The sequence below is a fragment of the Parasphingorhabdus sp. genome, assembly GCF_059726685.1.
The window spans coordinates 662,276-679,065 of record NZ_AP041068.1; the positions used below are offsets into that span (position 1 = coordinate 662,276).

The following is a 16,790-nucleotide window of genomic DNA, read 5'->3' on the forward strand; positions in this document are numbered from 1 at the left end:
GTCTATTGTCCTTCTTGTGCTGCCTCTTCGGCGGCTTTCTTTTTGGTTAGCATGGTGATCTTGTCGCGGTCGACCGCGCCGGATACCCATGCCAACACCGCATAGACAAGACCGCCCACGCTGACCAGCGCTGTAATTGATCCAATCCGCTGCCAGATATTGCCATCATAAAGTCCTTCGCCCAGTGGCGCTGTATAAATCAGCACCACCGCCATACCTAGGGCCGAGAGAGTGATCCGCAAGATACGAAGCAACAGCGACAATTCGATCCGGTAATGCCCGCGCCGGTGCAGCATGGTGTAGAGCATGGCGCAATTGCACCAAGCTGCAATAGCGCCCGCCAGTGCCAGTCCGTAGATACCGTAAATCGGGATCAGGATGATATTGAGCGTGATGTTGATCAGCAGCGATATGCCTGCGGTATAAACCGGCGTCCGCGTATCCTTGCGGGCAAAAAATCCGGGAATCAGGACTTTGACAAGCACATAAGCAGGCAGGCCGATGACAAGGGCGGCAACTACGTTGGCAGTGGTGGTGCCATCGCTGGCTTCAAAATTGCCACCAACATAAAAGGAGGTGACGAGCGGCCCGGCGGCGAAGAACAGGGCAATGGCTGCCGGGATAGTCAGCAGCATGCCCAGCTCGATGGCATTGCTTTGCAGGCGCTGTGCACCGCCCTGATCATCCTTGGCAATGAAACGGGACAGCGCGGGCAGGATCGCCGTGCCAAGGGCAATGCCGATAATCCCGAGCGGCAACTGGTTGAGGCGGTCCGCCATCGCGAGATAGACAAAACTGCCCTCTGGCAGACGGCCAAGGAAGAACAGGTCGATAAACCGGCTGATCTGATAAATGCCGGCCCCGAAAACCGCCGGCAAGATCAGGATGCCTAGCTCCTTCACATCAGCGTTGAATTTGGGTTTTCTCATTGCAAAGGAAAAACCTGCCTTACGCGCCCAGTAAAAGAGCCACAGCATTTGCAGCAAACCGGCAAAAGCGACGCTGAATGCCAGCAGATAGGCAGCCAGATGTGCCGAGCTTTCCAGTTCCATACCGAGAAAAATCCAGTAGCTTTCTGAATCCGTTGCGACGGAGCCGTTGGTAATCGCCATGGCGGTCAGCAGCGCGCTGATCATGCAAATATTGAGCATGATCGGTGCGGCCGCGGCGGCAGCAAAACGGCTCACGCTATTCAGGATTGCCGCGAACAGCGTCGTCACACTGATCAGGCCGAGATAGGGAAAGGTGATCCGGGCCAGGCTTATCGTAAAGTCTGTGGTGCGGCCGCCTTCACCAAAATCATCAATGAACCAGATGATTGCCGGCATGGCGAGCATCATGATCGCTGAGAAGATCAGCAGGATCGGGACAAAGACCGACAGCACATCAATCGCAAAATTTTGTGCGGCGGAGCGTTGCTCATCTTCTTCCATCTTGCGATTGAACAGCGGTACAAAGGCTGCCGAAAAAGCGCCCTCCGCGAACAACCGGCGAAAGATATTGGGCAGTTGAAATGCCAGCTGCCAGGCATCCGCTGCCGCTCCGGCACCCAGTACGCGCGCGAGTATGATATCGCGCACAAAACCAAATATGCGGCTGACCATGGTCAGTCCCGCAATGGTTCCGGTGGATTTGAGCAGGTTCATCGAGTCCGCAACCGGCTTAAGTCATTTGCGTTGGTCCTGAGCCTGTCGAAACACGTCTCAAGACGATAAACGGGCTTCGACAAGCTCAGCCCTGATGGCTTGCTTGCAAAAGGAGATCGATCAGGCGTTGCCAACCGGTTGTTCTCCGGTTTCCATCGCAGCCTGCTGCTCACGCTGCTGCATGTAAAGCGCAGTGAAATCGATTGGCTCAAGCATCAGCGGTTGAAATCCGGCATCGCGCACGGCGTCGGAAATAATCGCACGGGCAAACGGAAATAACAGGCGCGGTGCTTCGGCAAACAGGAACGGATGCGCTTGCTCATCTGGCACATTACGCAGCCCGAAAAGGCCGCAATATAATAATTCAACCTGAAATGCGATGCCCTGATCGGCTTTGGCGACAACGTCGATTTTCAGCTCTACTTCATTGACTTCGTCCGCCACTGGCTTTGAGCCGATGTTAAACTGCACGTCGATTTGCGGTTGGGTTTCCCACTGATAGACGTCCGGCGCATTCGGGTTTTCAACCGACAGATCTTTTATATATTGCGAGATCACCCCAATTTGCGGTTGGTTGTCCGCGCCATTGGCCGCCGGATCCGGGGTTGTAACATTACCATTTTCTTCAGCCATTTGGCTCGTCCTTTCGGGATATTCCACAATATTCAGATCTGGAGCATAGCCATGCCCCGTTTGCAGCGCGCCTAGCAGGGGATGGGGGACAGGGCAATGCCCGAAATGTGCTGGCTGTCCGGTCTATAATGCAGCGACATTGGCATAATTTCGTCAGCGGCCATTCACAATCAGACGGATAAACCGTCAGAAGTTATGAACCGATTGTGACTACATTAAGCGCAGCCGCGTGTAAAAGACGCGAAAGCCATTTGAAACTGGCGCAGTTCCTGCCTATGTAGGGGGTAACTGAGATATTGGAGATATCGTGACTATCGAGATTGTTCTTTTAGCGATGGTAGCTGCTTTTTTGGGCCTGCGCCTCTATTCCGTTTTGGGTAAACGCACCGGCCATGAGCAGGAGCATACCCCCCGAAACGTAGAGAATGGCTTGGATAAGCGCGCTCAAGACCGGTCTGTGCGCGATGATCAGCGGGATAGTCCGATTCCAGATATCGTCCCCGCTTCACCTGCTCCGGCGCCACAACCAACGATGATCTATGATGCCGCTGCCGAATCGGGCATGCGTGCGATCATCAATGCGGACCGCAATTTCGATGCCGGACGTTTTGTCGAGGGTGCCAAGGCTGCCTATGGCATGATTTTGGAAGCATTTTGGACCGGCGATCGTGAGCAGTTGAAAGAATTGTGCGACGATGATGTCTATGAGAGCTTTGTCGAGGCCATTGACGCCCGTGAGGCCAATGGCGAGGTCTTGGAAAACCGTCTGGTAAGGATCGAAGAGGCACGGATTGCCGATGCGGACTATGATCGCCGGATGGCGCGGATCACGGTGCGCTTTGATGCCGATATCGCCGCTGTTGTTAAGGACAAGGACGGTAAATTGATCGGCGGATCGCTTACTGATGCTGTCGAGACGCATGACGTCTGGACCTTCATGCGCGATCTTTCCAGTGCCGATCCGAACTGGATTCTCGACGAGACAGATGAAGCGTAAGTCCTGCGTGGGACGAAGCACTATAATCATGAAAATCGGGGGATTATTCGGCGCAATGGCGCTTGTCAGCGCCTGTTCGCTATCGATTATTCCCGAAGGTACGGCCCGCGGCGCACCTGCTGAAGACGATCAATGGACTGCAGGTCCGCCGTCTAGCCCCGAACCAGCGCGTAATCCCGTCCGGCAAGCACCAGTCAGTCAAACGGCCGGAACTTTCGAGGTCGTCACTTCTGATCAGGTCACGCCTGTTTCTGACGATGACACCAGGGCGACCGGTGTGGGCGTTGCGCTGGGCCCTGATATTTCATCGCTTAATCTGCAATCGGGCAAAGCCCGTGCGGCGCTGCAGTCTTTTCGCACCAGCTGTTCGTCCTTGGTACGGCGGACCGACAATAGTGGCCTGACCCAGGGCGAAGAATGGCGGCAATCCTGCGATGCCGCCAGTGGTTGGCCGGATGGTGATGCACGCAGCTTTTTTGAAAGCTATTTTGAAGCAGTACAGGTTGGTGATGGCAAGGCCTTTGCCACCGGTTATTTTGAACCACAGATTCAAGGATCGCGCGTGCGCACCAATGGCAGTCAGGTGCCGATTTACAAGCGCCCGTCCAATTTACTCGATGTCAATCTCGGCGAGTTTTCAGATGACCTGAAAGACAAACGTATCCGAGGCAAGGTGGAGGGCACCAGGCTGGTTCCGTTTGAAGAGCGCGCGCAAATTGACGATGGCGCTTTGCAGGGGAAGGGCCTCGAACTGGCCTGGGCGTCTGACTATATCGAATTTTTCTTCCTGCAGATTCAAGGCTCCGGCCGCGTCGCCATGCCTGATGGGTCGGTTATGCGGATTGGTTATGACGGGCAAAATGGCCGTGACTATACTGGCATTGGCCGTGTGATGCGCGAACGCGGGTTACTCGCTGATGGCAAGACCAATATGCAAGGCATTATCGAATGGTTGCGGGCCAATCCGGAAGAAGGCCGCAAGATCATGCGGGAAAATAAAAGTTACATTTTCTTTCGCGAGCTAACCGGACCTGGCCCTCTGGGTGCGATGGGCCATCCGGTTGTCGGCCGCACCTCGGTCGCCGCCGACCGGAAATTTGTGCCTCTGGGCGCGCCAGTATTCCTCGATATGGAACATAATATCGCCGATGGTATCTGGATTGCGCAGGATACGGGCGGCGCGATCAAGGGCGCCAACCGCTTTGATACATTCTGGGGGGCAGGCGAGGAAGCGGCACAAATTGCGGGCGGTATGTCGTCGCGTGGACAAGCATTGATCTTCCTGCCCAAAGGCAGTGTGGCCAAGCTGCTCCAAAGTCAGCAAGGCAATTAGGCCGGATGTCCGACCGGCCCCTTACCGCCGGCGAAAAGGCGTTGTGGCAGAAGGTCATCGAGACGGTGGAACCGCTGGATCAAGCGCGCGTCAGCCGTGTTAAAGCACTGCCAGTGGCGAAGAAGCTGCCTGAGGTGCGCGGGCCCATTACAGCGTCAACATTCGGCGGTGTACCAACCAAGGCGATCCCGTTGAGAGAGCAGATTGCCATTCCGGAAAAAGCGGGGCTGGACGGTCATTGGGACCGCCGGTTGAACAAGGGCGTCGTACAACCGGACGTCACCATCGACCTGCACGGCTACACGCTGTCATCAGCGCATGGACGGCTGGATAGCGCTCTGGAACTTAGCATTGCAGCAGGTCATCGTGCGATCCTGCTAATCACCGGCAAGGCCCGAAGCGAAGAACAGCGCCGTCGTGAAGGTGGGCGCGGTGCTATACGGGCGGCAATCTCGGATTGGCTGGCGGCCTCTCGTCATGCTTCGCATATAGCGGCCGTCAGACGCGCTCATCCGCGTCATGGCGGTGCCGGTGCTCTCTATATTATTCTGCGGCGAAGGCGATAATTTCTAACCAAGCGCCCGCTCAACCACCAGGGCGTAAATTTTCGACAATTGCTCCAGGTCTTCCACCGCTACGGCTTCATCCAGCTTATGCATGGTTGCGTTGCAGAGGCCAAATTCCACGACCGGCACAATTTTCGACAGGAACCGCGCATCAGACGTACCACCCGTGGTGGAGAGTTCCGGTTCGACCCCGGTCACTTCCGTAATCGCATCGGCAATCAGACCTGATAATTCGCCGGGTGGTGTCAGAAACGGCTCCCCGGAAATAATCGGATTGAGCTCGCCACCATGGCGTTCGACAATTTCACGAACCAACACACTCAGGCTGTCGCCGCTATGCTGATCATTGAATCGGATCGACAAGCGCCCTTCGGCTTTGGCAGGGATCACGTTATGTGCGGGATTACCGACATGGATATCGGTAAATTCGATGTTACTGGGCTGAAACCAGTCGGTACCTTCATCCAGCTGGACCGCATCTATTTCGCTCAGGATCTTGCCCAGCTTGGTGATCGGATTGTCAGCAAGATGGGGATAGGCAACATGACCCTGTGTGCCGTTGACAGTAATCCACATATTGACCGAACCGCGCCGACCGATTTTCATCATGTCACCTAGCCGGTTTACCGATGTCGGCTCACCTACAAGGCAAAGATCGGGCGTAATGCCGCGCTCTGCCATCAGGTCCATCAGGGCAACTGTACCAAAACGCGCTGGTCCTTCTTCGTCACCGGTGATGATCAGGCTGATCGTACCCAAGTCGCTCGGCAAATTGTGGAGCGCGCTCACAAAGGAAGCGATGCTACCCTTCATATCCACCGCGCCGCGCCCGTGAAGCAAATCGCCTTTGACTTCGGGAACAAACGGATCGGTGCCCCAGCCTTCACCGGGAGGCACTACGTCCAGATGTCCGGCAAAAGCAAAATGGCGGGATCCTTCCGGTCCCTTACGGATCGCGAAGAGATTTTCGACCGCTCCACCCAGACCTTCATCCTCTGGCCTGTCGCCGGCAATAAAGCGTGACACTTCAAAACCCAGAGGCTCCAGCATCGCTTCCATTTCGTCAAATACCCGTCCCGTTGCCGGTGTGATGCTTGGGCATGCGATCAGCCGTTTGGCCAGTTCAAGGGCGCTCGTGTTGCTCATGCTTTTGGCTCAGCCTTTTGCAGCTTCTGGCGTATCGAAATGTTCAATCACCCAGGGTTCTTCCTCGGCAGCCTCCATCCATTCGATCATCCAGTCATGGCCCAATATGGTGTCCATATAGGATGCGGCAAAGCCGGGAACCTGAACACCGTAGGTTTGGAAACGCGATACGATCGGGGCGTACATGATATCGACAGCGCCAAAAGTGCCAAACAGAAACGGGCCGCCGCGACCAAAGCGCGCCCGGGCCTGTGCCCAAAGCTGCATGATACGGGCGGCGTCCTGAATGACCTCTGGCGTGAATTGAAGCCCTTCATAGCGTTTGCGTGTGTTCATCGGGCATTGTTTGCGCAGGGCCATGAAGCCGCTGTGCATCTCGGCGGCCATCGACCGGGCCATGCCGCGGGCGGTTTCGTCCTTCGGCCAGAAACGGTCACGATGGGTCTTGTCGGCGAGCCAGTCGATAATCGCCAGACTGTCCCAGATCACGCTTTCACCATCCCACAGGATCGGGACTTTGCCGCCTGATGGAGCAAAATTCTCGGTCTCCCGCACATCATCCCAATCCTCTCCATAGAGCGGGACGGTGAGCTCTTCGAAAGAGAGGCCGGATTGTTTGCAGGCGAGCCATCCGCGCATGGACCAGCTGGAATAGGCTTTGTTTCCGATTATCAGTTTCATAGACACATACCTAACCCACTCATCATGCAAGCGAAAGCGGGAATCTTACATCCTGATGTTCGCGATGGCGATGGGCAAAGTTACGCCAACTGATAGTTGAGCCTATATCTGAACGGCTTCCAGTACGGCCATGCGCAGCTCGTCAATGCCCTGCTTTTTCTCTGAAGAGGTAATGATCAGATCTGGATGCGCTGCGGGATGCTTCTTCGCCTCTGCCAAGACCTTTGCCTTGGTCGCTTCCAGCGCGGTTGTTTTCACCTTGTCGGCCTTGGTCATAACGATCCGGTAGCTGACGGCTGCCTTGTCGAGCATATCCAGCACATCTTCATCAGTATTCTTGATCCCGTGACGGCTGTCGATCAGCACAAAAGTCCGTTTGAGCACTTGCCGTCCGCGCAGATAATCGTTGATCAGGTAGCGCCATTTTTGAACCACTTTCGGCGGCGCCTTGGCAAAGCCATAGCCGGGCATATCGCAAATCCGGAAGATGAGCGGATCGCCGATATCGAAGAAGTTCAATTCCTGTGTCCGGCCCGGCGTATTGGATGTCCGCGCAAGCCCGTTGCGGCCGGTCAGCGCGTTGATCAGCGATGACTTGCCGACATTGGACCGGCCCGCAAAGGCAATTTCCGGTACTGACGGGTCCGGCAAAAATTGCAGCTGCGGTGCCGATTTCAGGAAAGAAATCGGCCCGGAAAAAATTTTCGGATGAAGCGGGGTCATGCGCCCGCTTTTTCTTCCGCAGCCTTTTTCGCTTTTTCCTCAGCATCCTTGGCCATCTGCTCCTTCAGCTGTGGATGGCGGGAATAGAGCCATTTCTGCTGCGCGATTGTAAGGACGTTGGATACTGTCCAATAGAGCTGCAAGCCGGCGGCAAAGGGTGCCATGATGAATACAAGGATCCACGGCATCAGGCCGAAAATCTGTTGCTGCATCGGGTCCATTTGCTGGGGGTTCAGCTTGAATTGATAGTGCATCGTAATGCCCATCAGGATTGGCAATATCCCCACAGCCAGGAAACTTGGTGGATCAAACGGGATCAGGCCGAACAGATTGACCGGCGTGAGCGGGTCGGGCGCAGACAAATCCTTGATCCACAGTGCAAAGGGCTCATGACGCATTTCAATGGAAAGCATCAGCACCTTATACAGTGCAAAGAAGATGGGAATCTGCAAGAAGATCGGCAGACAACCGGCCAAAGGATTGACCTTTTCATCCTTGTACAGCTTCATGATTTCCTGCTGCTGCTTCTGCTTGTCGTCCTTATATTTTTCTTGAATTTTCTTCATCTTTGGCTGCACGGCGCGCATCTGTGCCATGGAAGCAAATTGTTTCTGCGCGATCGGGAACATGAGCCCCCGTACAATGAAAGTCATAATGATGATCGCAACCCCGAAATTGCCGACCATCTTGAACAACCAGTTAAGCAGATAGAAAAGCGGTTTTTCAAACCAGTAGAACCAACCCCAATCAACCGCACGATCGAGCAAAGTGATATTATATTGCTCTTTATAGGTGTCGAGTAAGGCGGTTTCCTTGGCACCGGCGAACAGGCGAGTGGTGGTTTTCAGTACTTTGCCCGGTGCAATGATTTGCGCATTTTCGCGGGCGATCTGTGCTTGATAAACGTCGCCGCTTCCTGCGCGAAACTTGGCTTCGACTTTCGCATCGCTGACAGGAATCAGCGCGCCGAGCCAATATTTGTCGGTGAAGCCGACCCAACCCTTGGTAGCATCGGCCGCAATGCCATTGGTGCCCGCTTCATCGACATCATCATAATCGGTATCGAAATTGGCGATTCCGTCGAACACGCCCATTGGGCCTATGTGGATGGTCCAGCTATCGGCCTCTCCGGGTGGCACATTGTCGAGGTCGCGGACTCGGCTGAGTATACCGAAAGGATTGAGTGCGATTGCATTGTCACCGCGATTGGTCGCGCTTTGCTCAGCTGTGATCAGATAATTCTCATCAATTGAAAATGTGATCGCAAAAGTCTGTCCGGTTTCGTTCGACCAGCTCAGCGTTACAGGTGTGTCGGGCGTCAGTTTGTCCTGATCCGCGTTCCAGACCGTTTTGTCATTAGGCAGCGTGACGCCATCACCAGCCCAGCCAAAACGGCTGAAATAGGCGTCCTTGGTACCGGATGGAGAGAATAGACGCACAGGTGGACTATCCTTGGCAAGCTCTGTTGTATGGTCGGTCAGCGTCAGGTCATCAAGCCGTGCGCCCTGCAAGTTGATCGAACCCTTCAAGCGCGGTGTTTCAATTGCAACGCGGGGACTTTCTGCCAGTACAACCGGCAGCTTGCGGATCGTGCCCGCCGCGGCATCTGCGCCTATGGTGGCGGAGCCGGGTGTAGTCGAAACAGCAGGAGCAGACCCATCAGCCTGCGTGGCTCCTTGTGAATCGGCAGTAGCCTGTTCGGATTGCTCAACCGCTTCATTTTTGTTCACCATGTCCGGGAAAAATGTTTCCATCAGGACTGGCCAGCCAAACAGAATGATGCCGGTTAGCAAGACCGCCATGATGATATTACGCTTGTCGTCCACTATTTTTCCTAAACTCTGGTCTTAAAGATCGGTTTTACACCAAGTAAGACTGGTGCCTGTCCTATTCAATCAGCTTGATATAATATTGGGTTCAGGGAACCGGGTCATAACCAGAGCCCCCCCACGGATGACAGCGCAATAGCCGTTTCGCGCCCAACCAGCTACCCTTAAATGCACCGTGTTTTTCGATCGCCTCGATCGCATAGGCTGAACAGGTCGGACTGTACCGGCAGGTCGGTGGCAAAATGCGTGACGGGCCCCATTGCCAGCAGCGTACAAAGAAGATGAAAACGGCTTTTATCATGGCTTTCAGAGCTTTTTGGCGAGATGTTTCAGGGCTTTTTCAAGGTCTGCTTTCATCACGATGAAATCTCGTTCCTCATTTTCCTTACGGCCAATCATGATATGATCCGCTCCGATTATACCATATTGGGGGAGTGTTTCGGACAAAAGCGCCCGAAATCGGCGCTTCATGCGGTTGCGGGCCACCGCGTTGCCAATTTTTTTTGTTACAGTGGTGCCGTAGCGTATAGTTTCTGAAACGGCGGGATGATCTTCTGGGCGCTTATATGCCAGCAGCACGAAACTGGGCGTCACGAATCGCTTGCCGCGATTCGCCGCAAGAAAATCCGGGCGCTTGCGAATCACCTGGATATCGCGAACGGGTCTTTTCTTCTCGGTAAGTTGAGGCTGCGGATCGGTCACCGCATCACCCGATTATCTGCAGGAGCAGGTGCCTTAGGCAGAGAGCTTCTTGCGGCCACGCGAACGGCGGGCAGCCAACACTTTGCGGCCTCCAACAGTTGCCTTGCGGGCACGGAAACCATGGCGCCGTTTGCGGACCAGGCGGCTCGGTTGAAATGTGCGCTTCATCGCGTTTATCCTACGTCTAAAATTTCGATAAAAAAGGCCGCTAAAAGCTGCGGCCACCTTGTTGACGCTGCGGATAAGTGCGCAGCCGCAGAAAGTCAAGCGTCAGCCCGAGGTTCGCTTAAAAAAAGTGGCACAAAAAGATCAGCTTTCTGACTTGGTTTTTACCTTACCAAATATCGGCAGTTCAAAATCATCCGGCAGCTTCTTGTGCCGTTTGCGGCGCATGGCCCAGTCGGTCCATTGACCATATTTCGGAAAACGCTGCTTGAAATCGACGTAGCGTTTCTTCGCCCAGCGTGAATTTTGCAGCACAAGAGCCAGTCCGATCGGGAACATGATAATGAAACCGGGCCCGGGAATAGCGCCGACGATAGGGGACAACAGCATTAGCGCAAAGCCGAGCATCGACAGCGCAAAACGCGATCCCGATGTGTATCTCCACCTTTTTTTTCTCAGTTTCTCGTCCATATCCACTTTCATGCGCTCTATGTGATGCATCGCGGTATGACCCGCAAGCCGCACTGTCGAAGAAATCACGCTCTTGGTCGATTATCATTCTATTTTATGCATATAGCATGAATGAGAGACGGAGCAGAATCCCCGAACCCGTAACTTACACTTATCGATATAGATATGGGTGTCGCCCTCAGTGTAACAGCTGGAAGCGGACCAGGTCGTTGCGGGACAGTTTGAGCTGCTGGGCAAAAGGAACGCTGTTGGTCAGTGCATAAAAGGCACGGGCCTTGTCAGCGGGAATACCCATTTCGGCATAGTAGCGCAGATATTCGGCATGTACCGGATCATTGGGTGGATAGTCATTGGCTTCCCGCCCGTCTTCATCAATCCAGCTATGGACAATAAATTCAGCACCCTTGTCGGCAGTGTGCCGCACACCGGCGAGAAACAGCTCAACCGCACCTGAGCGCACGGAACCACGCGCAGGCACATGTGTACTGATCCCGGCATGGCGAATTTGCCGCGCGAGGTTCAGATTGGCATCTTCATCAATGGACCCGTCACAGTCGATCATTACGATATGTTTGATACCGGGATGTTGTTGGAGCATCTGCTGAAACAGGGCCGGCGAATAGCTGTCTACGGTGCCCGACATTTCTGCCGTATCTTCCGATATCATCCGAAAAGGCCCATAGCTTTCCTGCGCGAGAGCGCTGGACCAGCCGCTCTGATGTTCCGGTTCGACAAGATCATATTCGAACGTCTCAATGGTCTCGGTGACCGTATAGCTGGAGCCGGACGCCCGTGCCTGTTCGGCCGGCAATAGAAACAGCGCGAAAAAGGCAAATAGAGTGACCCAGAGTCCGAGGCCGAAATTCCCGTTCAAACCATGATCGTTGCCATGATCAGGCATGCCCAGATTTTCGCGGGCTGGTTGGTTCATTCCCCGTTGCATTGGCCGCTTTTGTCCAAAGGCGCTTGATAAAGGGTGGAAGCGATTGGTTTGTGGATGATTAACCAGCAGCTGACGCAGAAATAGGTGTGGGTCGGGATTGTTGACGGTTCCGGCCAAGCCTCTGGTCTTGCTCGACTCTTTGGATACGCCTTGCCACAGTTGCGCCAGTAACAGGGCAATAAGGCATTATATGGTAGCACTGGTTTCCACTGTCGCCTATTTGGGCCTGGAAGCACGCGGGGTCGAGGTCCAGTGCCAGGTTGCCCCGGGCGTGCCGGCTTTCAATATCGTTGGACTGCCTGACAAAGCCGTGGCCGAAAGCCGGGAGCGGGTGCGGGCAGCGATAGCGGCTCTGGGTTTGTCACTGCCGCCTAAACGGATCACGATTAATCTGTCACCTGCGGATTTGCCCAAGGAGGGTTCGCATTATGATCTGCCCATTGCTCTGGCTTTGCTTGGTGCGATGGGAATTATCGATGCGGAGACTTTGGCCAGTTATGTGGTGGTGGGGGAATTGTCTCTGGACGGGCGGCTGGCAGCCACGCCCGGTGTTCTGCTCGCAGCTTTACATGCATCAAGCGAGAATTTGGGACTGATATGTACCGCATTGCAGGGGGCGGAGGCGGCCTGGGCTGGCGACGTCGAAATATTGGCACCGAAAGATCTGCTCGCTTTGCTCAATCATTTCAAAGGCCAGTCGGTGCTCACACCGCCCGAAGCTGGAACCGTACCGGAGCCAGATCAAGGACCGGATCTGAAAGACGTAAAGGGTCAGGAAACCGCCAAACGCGCGCTAGAAATTGCGGCCGCGGGCGGACATAATTTGTTGATGAACGGTCCGCCAGGCTCGGGCAAATCCTTACTTGCATCCTGCTTGCCTTGTATCTTGCCACCTTTGTCACCCGCCGAAGCCCTTGAAGTTTCAATGGTGGCCAGTGTGGCCGGTACTTTGGAGGGCGGCCAGATGAGTCGGACCCGACCCTATCGAAATCCCCATCATTCTGCTTCCATGGCGGCTCTGGTTGGTGGCGGCCTGAAAGTGCGTCCCGGCGAGGTCAGCCTCGCTCATTTAGGCGTGTTGTTTCTTGATGAACTGCCGGAATTCCAACGCACCGTGCTGGATTCGCTGCGCCAACCGCTGGAAACCGGAGAGGTGAGCGTAGCGCGGGCGAACGCCCATGTTACTTTTCCAGCACGTGTGCAGATGGTAGCGGCGATGAATCCGTGCCGCTGCGGGCATCTTGGCGATGCGAGCCTTGCCTGTTCACGCGCACCGAAATGTGCAGCTGATTATCAGGCCAAAGTTTCCGGACCCCTGCTCGACCGAATCGATTTGCACATTGAGGTGGAAGCCTTGTCAGCGGCCGACCTTACGATGCCGGCCCCTGCCGAAGGCTCGGCTGCGGTGGCGGCCAGAGTGACCAAGGCGCGGCGCGTGCAGAGTGAGCGCTATACTGCTCTCGATGCCCGGACCAACGCTGAAATTGACGGCGATGCGCTGGAAAAACATGCGACACCGGATGAGGCAGGGCGGCAGTTGCTGGCACAGGCTGCAGAAGTCATGCGGCTATCCGCCCGCAGTTATACCCGGGTCCTTCGCGTGTCCAGAACGATAGCTGATCTGGCGGACGCCAAACAGATCGAGCGGATCCATGTTGCAGAAGCCCTCAGCTATCGTCGGCAAGCACCGGTTGGCTAGACAGTGGTGGCATGCGTGTGACCCGCCGCTTTCCTAAAGGCTGCGCGCCAGATTTGATCAAATGCAAAAAGCGCAAAATGGCCGAAAGGACATCATGCGCTTTGCAAAGTTCACAAGAGAAGCTGTTTTCTTAAGCGGCCTTGTCGTCCGAAGTCAGCTCTAATGGTGGCGATTTTTTCGCCATGTCCACGGTTGTCTTGGCAAGGTTTGGCGATTTGGCGCTCTTATGTTTGAATTTGCCGTCGACATGTCCGCCTTGTTCAATGGTGACATTTTCATAAGACACATCACCGCCAATACGAGCGCTGGAGCTGATTACCAGATCGCCGGCTTCAATCGAGCCTTCGACTGAACCAGACAGGCTGGCATTCTGCGCGACAATTGCGCCTTGAATTTTGCTCGATGGGCCTTGGACCAGAGACAGGCATCTGATGTCGCCAATCACCTCGCCGTCAATATGCAAATCGACCTTGGCTTCAATATTGCCGGTAATTACAATGCCGTCTCCGATGATGGAGAAGCTTGATCCGTTGCTTGCACTGCTTCTAGCCACGGCTGGAGCCTGACTTTTCGGCACGCTTCTTTGGTGCGTTGGTTCGCTGTCTTGCGACGGCTTGGATTTTGAGAACATCTGTATTCGCCTCCAGAAATGGTCGGGGGTTCACCGCTTTGCCGTTCAGCCGCACTTCAAAATGAAGATGTGTACCAGTTGATCGCCCAGTGCTTCCCATAGCCCCCACTTGTAATCCTTGTTTCACTTTTTGACCAGTGGTCACATGAACTTTGGAAAGATGTGCATAGCGCGTCATCAGGCCGTTGCCATGCGTAATTTCCACCGTTTTGCCATAGCCGGATTTCCATCCGGCATAGCTAACCGTGCCTCGTGCCGCAGATAATATCGGCTGGCCATAAGGTCCCTTAAAATCAATGCCATTATGCATCGCGCCGCCACCGGTAAATGGATCGCGGCGATAACCGTAGTTGCTGGACATCATGGTAATATCTGCTGGCATGGCCGAAGGTATGGTCAGCAATGTCCGTTCCAGCTGATCCATTCGCAGCAAGGCGTTGTTTAACCGCTCCAGCGTGGGATGCAGTTCTTTTTCGCCACCGGCAAAAAACGGAATCAGCGGACCACCGACTGCTTCATTGGATGTGGCCGAGAGGGTTGCAGGATTAAGCCCAAATTCGCGAATCGCTGCTTCGGCGCGCGCGGTGCGCTTCATGGCGGCACGCGTTAGTTTGTGGGCAAAAGCAATTTGCCGGGCTTCAAGCCGGGCCAGTTCAGCGGCTTCTGGAAAAGCGGCGCTGATTTTCTTGGTATTTTCGGAGAGTTCTTTTTCCGTCTCGGTCAGGCTTTGGCTTTCTGCAGCCGTTTCTTCGCCAATAAATTGCTGGGTTATCTGCTCCATCGCATCCTGCCGCTGGATCAGATCTTTGGCCACGCCGTCGATCGATTCCTTATATGCGGCAACCCGATTTTCGCTGCTGTTTACGGCGGCTTCTTTTTCCGCCAGCGCCATCCGCTCGCTGGTCACGGTCAGTTGATTGACCGTCATCGCCAAAGTGATCAACAGCCAAAGGCCAATGACTGAGGTTGCGGTTATAGCGACACGTTTTTGGAGCGTCCCTGAAATTGTAAGGAACCGGACCTGTCCGTTCGCTCGCATGAAAAACTCGCGATCGGTAAACAAATGATCCAGCCGGGCCAAAAGCCCTCCCTTGGTTTTGTGATTTTGCATGACCCGAAATTACTCTTACTAATCCCCGATCAGCGGTTAGCAGAGGGTCGTTAACGGGGCGAATCCTCTTCACACGACTCGTGACGAGTCGAAACAGGGATGCGGTGAGCTGCGAAATTAATGTAAAATTAACCGACAGTAATGGATTTTTTCGATTCGTTTGTGCGATTTGTCACTTTCATGGTGACTTATTTTGACGTCAGATTGATTCTGATTTTTGCTTATCGGAAAGCAATAGCCATGCTAGCAGATGCGGATGAGTGACCATCAGCAACTTATGACCGATATGGGTCAGCGCGCACGTGCCGCTTTTGCGGTCCTGTCCGGCGTGGCAAGCGCGCAGAAGGCGCGGGCTTTAACCGCGGCGGCAGCGCAATTACACGCCCATCAATCCGAGATTTTGGCCGCTAATATTCAGGATATGGATAACGGTCGCGCAAACGGTTTGAATGACGCCATGCTCGATCGACTTATGATCAATGAAGAGCGGCTTGACGCCATTGCGTCGGCAGTGGAGGAGGTCGCGGCACTGCCCGATCCTGTCGGAGCAGTTATTGACCGAAATGAGCGGCCCAACGGCCTGATCATGGAGCGGGTGCGGGTACCGCTTGGCGTCATCGGTATCATCTATGAAAGCCGCCCCAATGTGACGGCAGACGCAGCGGCTTTGGGGCTGCGATCGGGCAATGCCGTCATCCTGCGCGGCGGATCAGAGGCGATTGAAAGCAATCGGGCAATTCACAAGGCAATGGTTGCAGGTTTGGTGGAAGCAGGGTTGCCAGAAGATGCCATCCAGCTGGTCCAAACGACTGACCGCGCAGCCGTTGGGGCGATGCTGAAAGCCTCTGGCCTCATTGACATCATCATTCCGCGCGGCGGCAAATCTCTCGTGGCGCGAGTGCAGGAAGAGGCTCGCGTGCCAGTCCTCGCGCACCTCGATGGCATTTGTCACACTTATATCGGCAAGGCGGCCGACCAGGACAAAGCGATTGCCATCGCGGTCAACGCCAAGATGCGTCGCACCGGGGTTTGCGGAGCGATGGAAACATTGCTGATCGATCAGGACTATCCCGCTCCCGGACCATTGTTAAGAGCGCTGCTTGACGAAGGATGCGAAATACGCGGCGACGATGCGATCATGGAACTTGATCCGCGCACTGTATCTGCGGATGCCCAAGACTGGGATACGGAATATCTGGCACCTATTGTGTCTGTACGGATGGTCGGCGGACTGGATGAAGCGCTGGCCCATATCGCAGAACATGGCTCTCATCATACCGACGTGGTTGTGACGGAAGATGAGGCATTGGCCGATCAGTTCATTCAGCGCGCAGATAGCGCAATTGTGATGTGGAATGCCTCGAGCCAATTTGCCGATGGCGGAGAATTCGGACTTGGAGCGGAAATCGGCATTTCCACTGGGCGCCTGCACGCCCGCGGCCCTGTCGCGCTGGAGGGATTGACCACCTATAAATGGGTTGTGCGTGGTACCGGGCAGGTCCGGCCTTGAGGTC

At 54.8% G+C, this 16,790-nt stretch carries 18 protein-coding genes; 5 read left to right on the forward strand and 13 right to left on the reverse strand.

Annotated features, from left to right (window positions below):
- Positions 1–2: 2 nt before the first annotated feature.
- A complete protein-coding gene (gene murJ / locus AC6I9Z_RS03320; protein ID WP_461457044.1) occupies positions 3–1,646 on the reverse strand; it encodes a murein biosynthesis integral membrane protein MurJ in 1,644 nt (547 codons plus the stop codon).
- A gap of 120 nt (positions 1,647–1,766) precedes the next feature.
- Positions 1,767–2,279: a protein-export chaperone SecB gene (gene secB, locus AC6I9Z_RS03325; RefSeq protein WP_109355935.1), complete on the reverse strand. Its 513-nt coding sequence runs from the start codon at positions 2,277–2,279 to the stop codon at positions 1,767–1,769.
- Between the two features lie 334 nt (positions 2,280–2,613).
- Here secB and AC6I9Z_RS03330 point away from each other — a divergent pair, with 334 nt between their 5' ends.
- Genes AC6I9Z_RS03330 through AC6I9Z_RS03340 form a run of 3 tightly spaced genes read left to right on the forward strand, consistent with a single transcriptional unit; the run spans position 2,614 to position 5,175 of the window.
- Positions 2,614–3,276: a Tim44/TimA family putative adaptor protein gene (locus AC6I9Z_RS03330; RefSeq protein WP_461458207.1), complete on the forward strand. Its 663-nt coding sequence runs from the start codon at positions 2,614–2,616 to the stop codon at positions 3,274–3,276.
- Positions 3,277–3,304: 28 nt separating this feature from the next.
- Positions 3,305–4,609, forward strand: a complete 1,305-nt coding sequence (mltA, locus tag AC6I9Z_RS03335; RefSeq protein WP_461457042.1) for a murein transglycosylase A — start codon at positions 3,305–3,307, stop codon at positions 4,607–4,609.
- 5 nt (positions 4,610–4,614) lie between these two features.
- Complete coding sequence (locus tag AC6I9Z_RS03340; RefSeq protein WP_461457040.1) at positions 4,615–5,175, forward strand: Smr/MutS family protein; 561 nt, start codon at positions 4,615–4,617, stop codon at positions 5,173–5,175.
- A 3-nt stretch (positions 5,176–5,178) separates the two neighbouring features.
- On the opposite strand, the gene dapE is transcribed toward AC6I9Z_RS03340, so the two are convergent.
- From dapE to AC6I9Z_RS03385, 9 genes are all read right to left on the reverse strand, one after another.
- Entirely contained in the window at positions 5,179–6,321 is a 1,143-nt protein-coding gene (dapE, locus tag AC6I9Z_RS03345; RefSeq protein ID WP_461457037.1) for a succinyl-diaminopimelate desuccinylase, read from the reverse strand.
- A gap of 9 nt (positions 6,322–6,330) precedes the next feature.
- Positions 6,331–7,002 (reverse strand): glutathione S-transferase family protein, encoded by a 672-nt coding sequence (locus tag AC6I9Z_RS03350; RefSeq protein ID WP_109355930.1) that lies wholly within the window; start codon positions 7,000–7,002, stop codon positions 6,331–6,333.
- Positions 7,003–7,104: 102 nt separating this feature from the next.
- Positions 7,105–7,725, reverse strand: a complete 621-nt coding sequence (yihA, locus tag AC6I9Z_RS03355) for a ribosome biogenesis GTP-binding protein YihA/YsxC (protein WP_461457035.1) — start codon at positions 7,723–7,725, stop codon at positions 7,105–7,107.
- Entirely contained in the window at positions 7,722–9,551 is a 1,830-nt protein-coding gene (gene yidC, locus AC6I9Z_RS03360) for a membrane protein insertase YidC (RefSeq protein ID WP_461457033.1), read from the reverse strand. Before yidC ends, yihA begins: the two co-directional genes overlap by 4 nt.
- Before the next feature lie 91 nt (positions 9,552–9,642).
- Positions 9,643–9,855, reverse strand: a complete 213-nt coding sequence (gene yidD, locus AC6I9Z_RS03365) for a membrane protein insertion efficiency factor YidD (protein ID WP_109355927.1) — start codon at positions 9,853–9,855, stop codon at positions 9,643–9,645.
- A 5-nt stretch (positions 9,856–9,860) separates the two neighbouring features.
- On the reverse strand, positions 9,861–10,256 hold the full coding sequence (rnpA, locus tag AC6I9Z_RS03370; protein WP_461457032.1) for a ribonuclease P protein component: 396 nt from the start codon (positions 10,254–10,256) through the stop codon (positions 9,861–9,863).
- A gap of 33 nt (positions 10,257–10,289) precedes the next feature.
- Positions 10,290–10,424 carry a 50S ribosomal protein L34 gene (gene rpmH / locus AC6I9Z_RS03375; RefSeq protein WP_082788408.1) on the reverse strand — a complete coding sequence of 45 codons (135 nt, stop codon included), beginning with the start codon at positions 10,422–10,424 and terminating at the stop codon, positions 10,290–10,292.
- A gap of 141 nt (positions 10,425–10,565) precedes the next feature.
- Positions 10,566–10,961: a hypothetical protein gene (locus tag AC6I9Z_RS03380; protein WP_461457029.1), complete on the reverse strand. Its 396-nt coding sequence runs from the start codon at positions 10,959–10,961 to the stop codon at positions 10,566–10,568.
- A gap of 109 nt (positions 10,962–11,070) precedes the next feature.
- Positions 11,071–11,823, reverse strand: coding sequence for an alpha/beta hydrolase (locus AC6I9Z_RS03385; RefSeq protein ID WP_461457027.1), 753 nt, complete (start codon positions 11,821–11,823; stop codon positions 11,071–11,073).
- Positions 11,824–12,025: 202 nt separating this feature from the next.
- Here AC6I9Z_RS03385 and AC6I9Z_RS03390 point away from each other — a divergent pair, with 202 nt between their 5' ends.
- Positions 12,026–13,534: a YifB family Mg chelatase-like AAA ATPase gene (locus tag AC6I9Z_RS03390; protein WP_461457025.1), complete on the forward strand. Its 1,509-nt coding sequence runs from the start codon at positions 12,026–12,028 to the stop codon at positions 13,532–13,534.
- 130 nt (positions 13,535–13,664) lie between these two features.
- Here AC6I9Z_RS03390 and AC6I9Z_RS03395 read toward each other — a convergent pair whose 3' ends face one another.
- Complete coding sequence (locus AC6I9Z_RS03395; RefSeq protein WP_254054305.1) at positions 13,665–14,087, reverse strand: bactofilin family protein; 423 nt, start codon at positions 14,085–14,087, stop codon at positions 13,665–13,667.
- Positions 14,080–15,276, reverse strand: coding sequence for a M23 family metallopeptidase (locus AC6I9Z_RS03400; RefSeq protein WP_461457023.1), 1,197 nt, complete (start codon positions 15,274–15,276; stop codon positions 14,080–14,082). The genes AC6I9Z_RS03395 and AC6I9Z_RS03400 overlap by 8 nt, the downstream gene beginning before the upstream one ends.
- Positions 15,277–15,532: 256 nt before the next feature.
- Here AC6I9Z_RS03400 and AC6I9Z_RS03405 point away from each other — a divergent pair, with 256 nt between their 5' ends.
- Entirely contained in the window at positions 15,533–16,786 is a 1,254-nt protein-coding gene (locus AC6I9Z_RS03405; protein ID WP_461457021.1) for a glutamate-5-semialdehyde dehydrogenase, read from the forward strand.
- Positions 16,787–16,790 lie beyond the last annotated feature (4 nt).

What these genes read in the sequence shown, in the direction of transcription:
- AC6I9Z_RS03405 (WP_461457021.1), top strand. Translation starts at nt 15,533, where the DNA reads ATGAGTGACCATCAGCAACTTATGACCGATATGGGTCAGCGCGCACGT.
- murJ (WP_461457044.1), bottom strand. Translation starts at nt 1,646, where the DNA reads ATGAACCTGCTCAAATCCACCGGAACCATTGCGGGACTGACCATGGTC.
- mltA (WP_461457042.1), top strand. Translation starts at nt 3,305, where the DNA reads ATGAAAATCGGGGGATTATTCGGCGCAATGGCGCTTGTCAGCGCCTGT.
- AC6I9Z_RS03390 (WP_461457025.1), top strand. Translation starts at nt 12,026, where the DNA reads ATGGTAGCACTGGTTTCCACTGTCGCCTATTTGGGCCTGGAAGCACGC.
- AC6I9Z_RS03350 (WP_109355930.1), bottom strand. Translation starts at nt 7,002, where the DNA reads ATGAAACTGATAATCGGAAACAAAGCCTATTCCAGCTGGTCCATGCGC.
- rpmH (WP_082788408.1), bottom strand. Translation starts at nt 10,424, where the DNA reads ATGAAGCGCACATTTCAACCGAGCCGCCTGGTCCGCAAACGGCGCCAT.
- AC6I9Z_RS03340 (WP_461457040.1), top strand. Translation starts at nt 4,615, where the DNA reads ATGTCCGACCGGCCCCTTACCGCCGGCGAAAAGGCGTTGTGGCAGAAG.
- AC6I9Z_RS03385 (WP_461457027.1), bottom strand. Translation starts at nt 11,823, where the DNA reads ATGAACCAACCAGCCCGCGAAAATCTGGGCATGCCTGATCATGGCAAC.
- yidD (WP_109355927.1), bottom strand. Translation starts at nt 9,855, where the DNA reads ATGATAAAAGCCGTTTTCATCTTCTTTGTACGCTGCTGGCAATGGGGC.
- secB (WP_109355935.1), bottom strand. Translation starts at nt 2,279, where the DNA reads ATGGCTGAAGAAAATGGTAATGTTACAACCCCGGATCCGGCGGCCAAT.
- dapE (WP_461457037.1), bottom strand. Translation starts at nt 6,321, where the DNA reads ATGAGCAACACGAGCGCCCTTGAACTGGCCAAACGGCTGATCGCATGC.
- yihA (WP_461457035.1), bottom strand. Translation starts at nt 7,725, where the DNA reads ATGACCCCGCTTCATCCGAAAATTTTTTCCGGGCCGATTTCTTTCCTG.
- AC6I9Z_RS03330 (WP_461458207.1), top strand. Translation starts at nt 2,614, where the DNA reads ATGGTAGCTGCTTTTTTGGGCCTGCGCCTCTATTCCGTTTTGGGTAAA.
- AC6I9Z_RS03400 (WP_461457023.1), bottom strand. Translation starts at nt 15,276, where the DNA reads ATGCAAAATCACAAAACCAAGGGAGGGCTTTTGGCCCGGCTGGATCAT.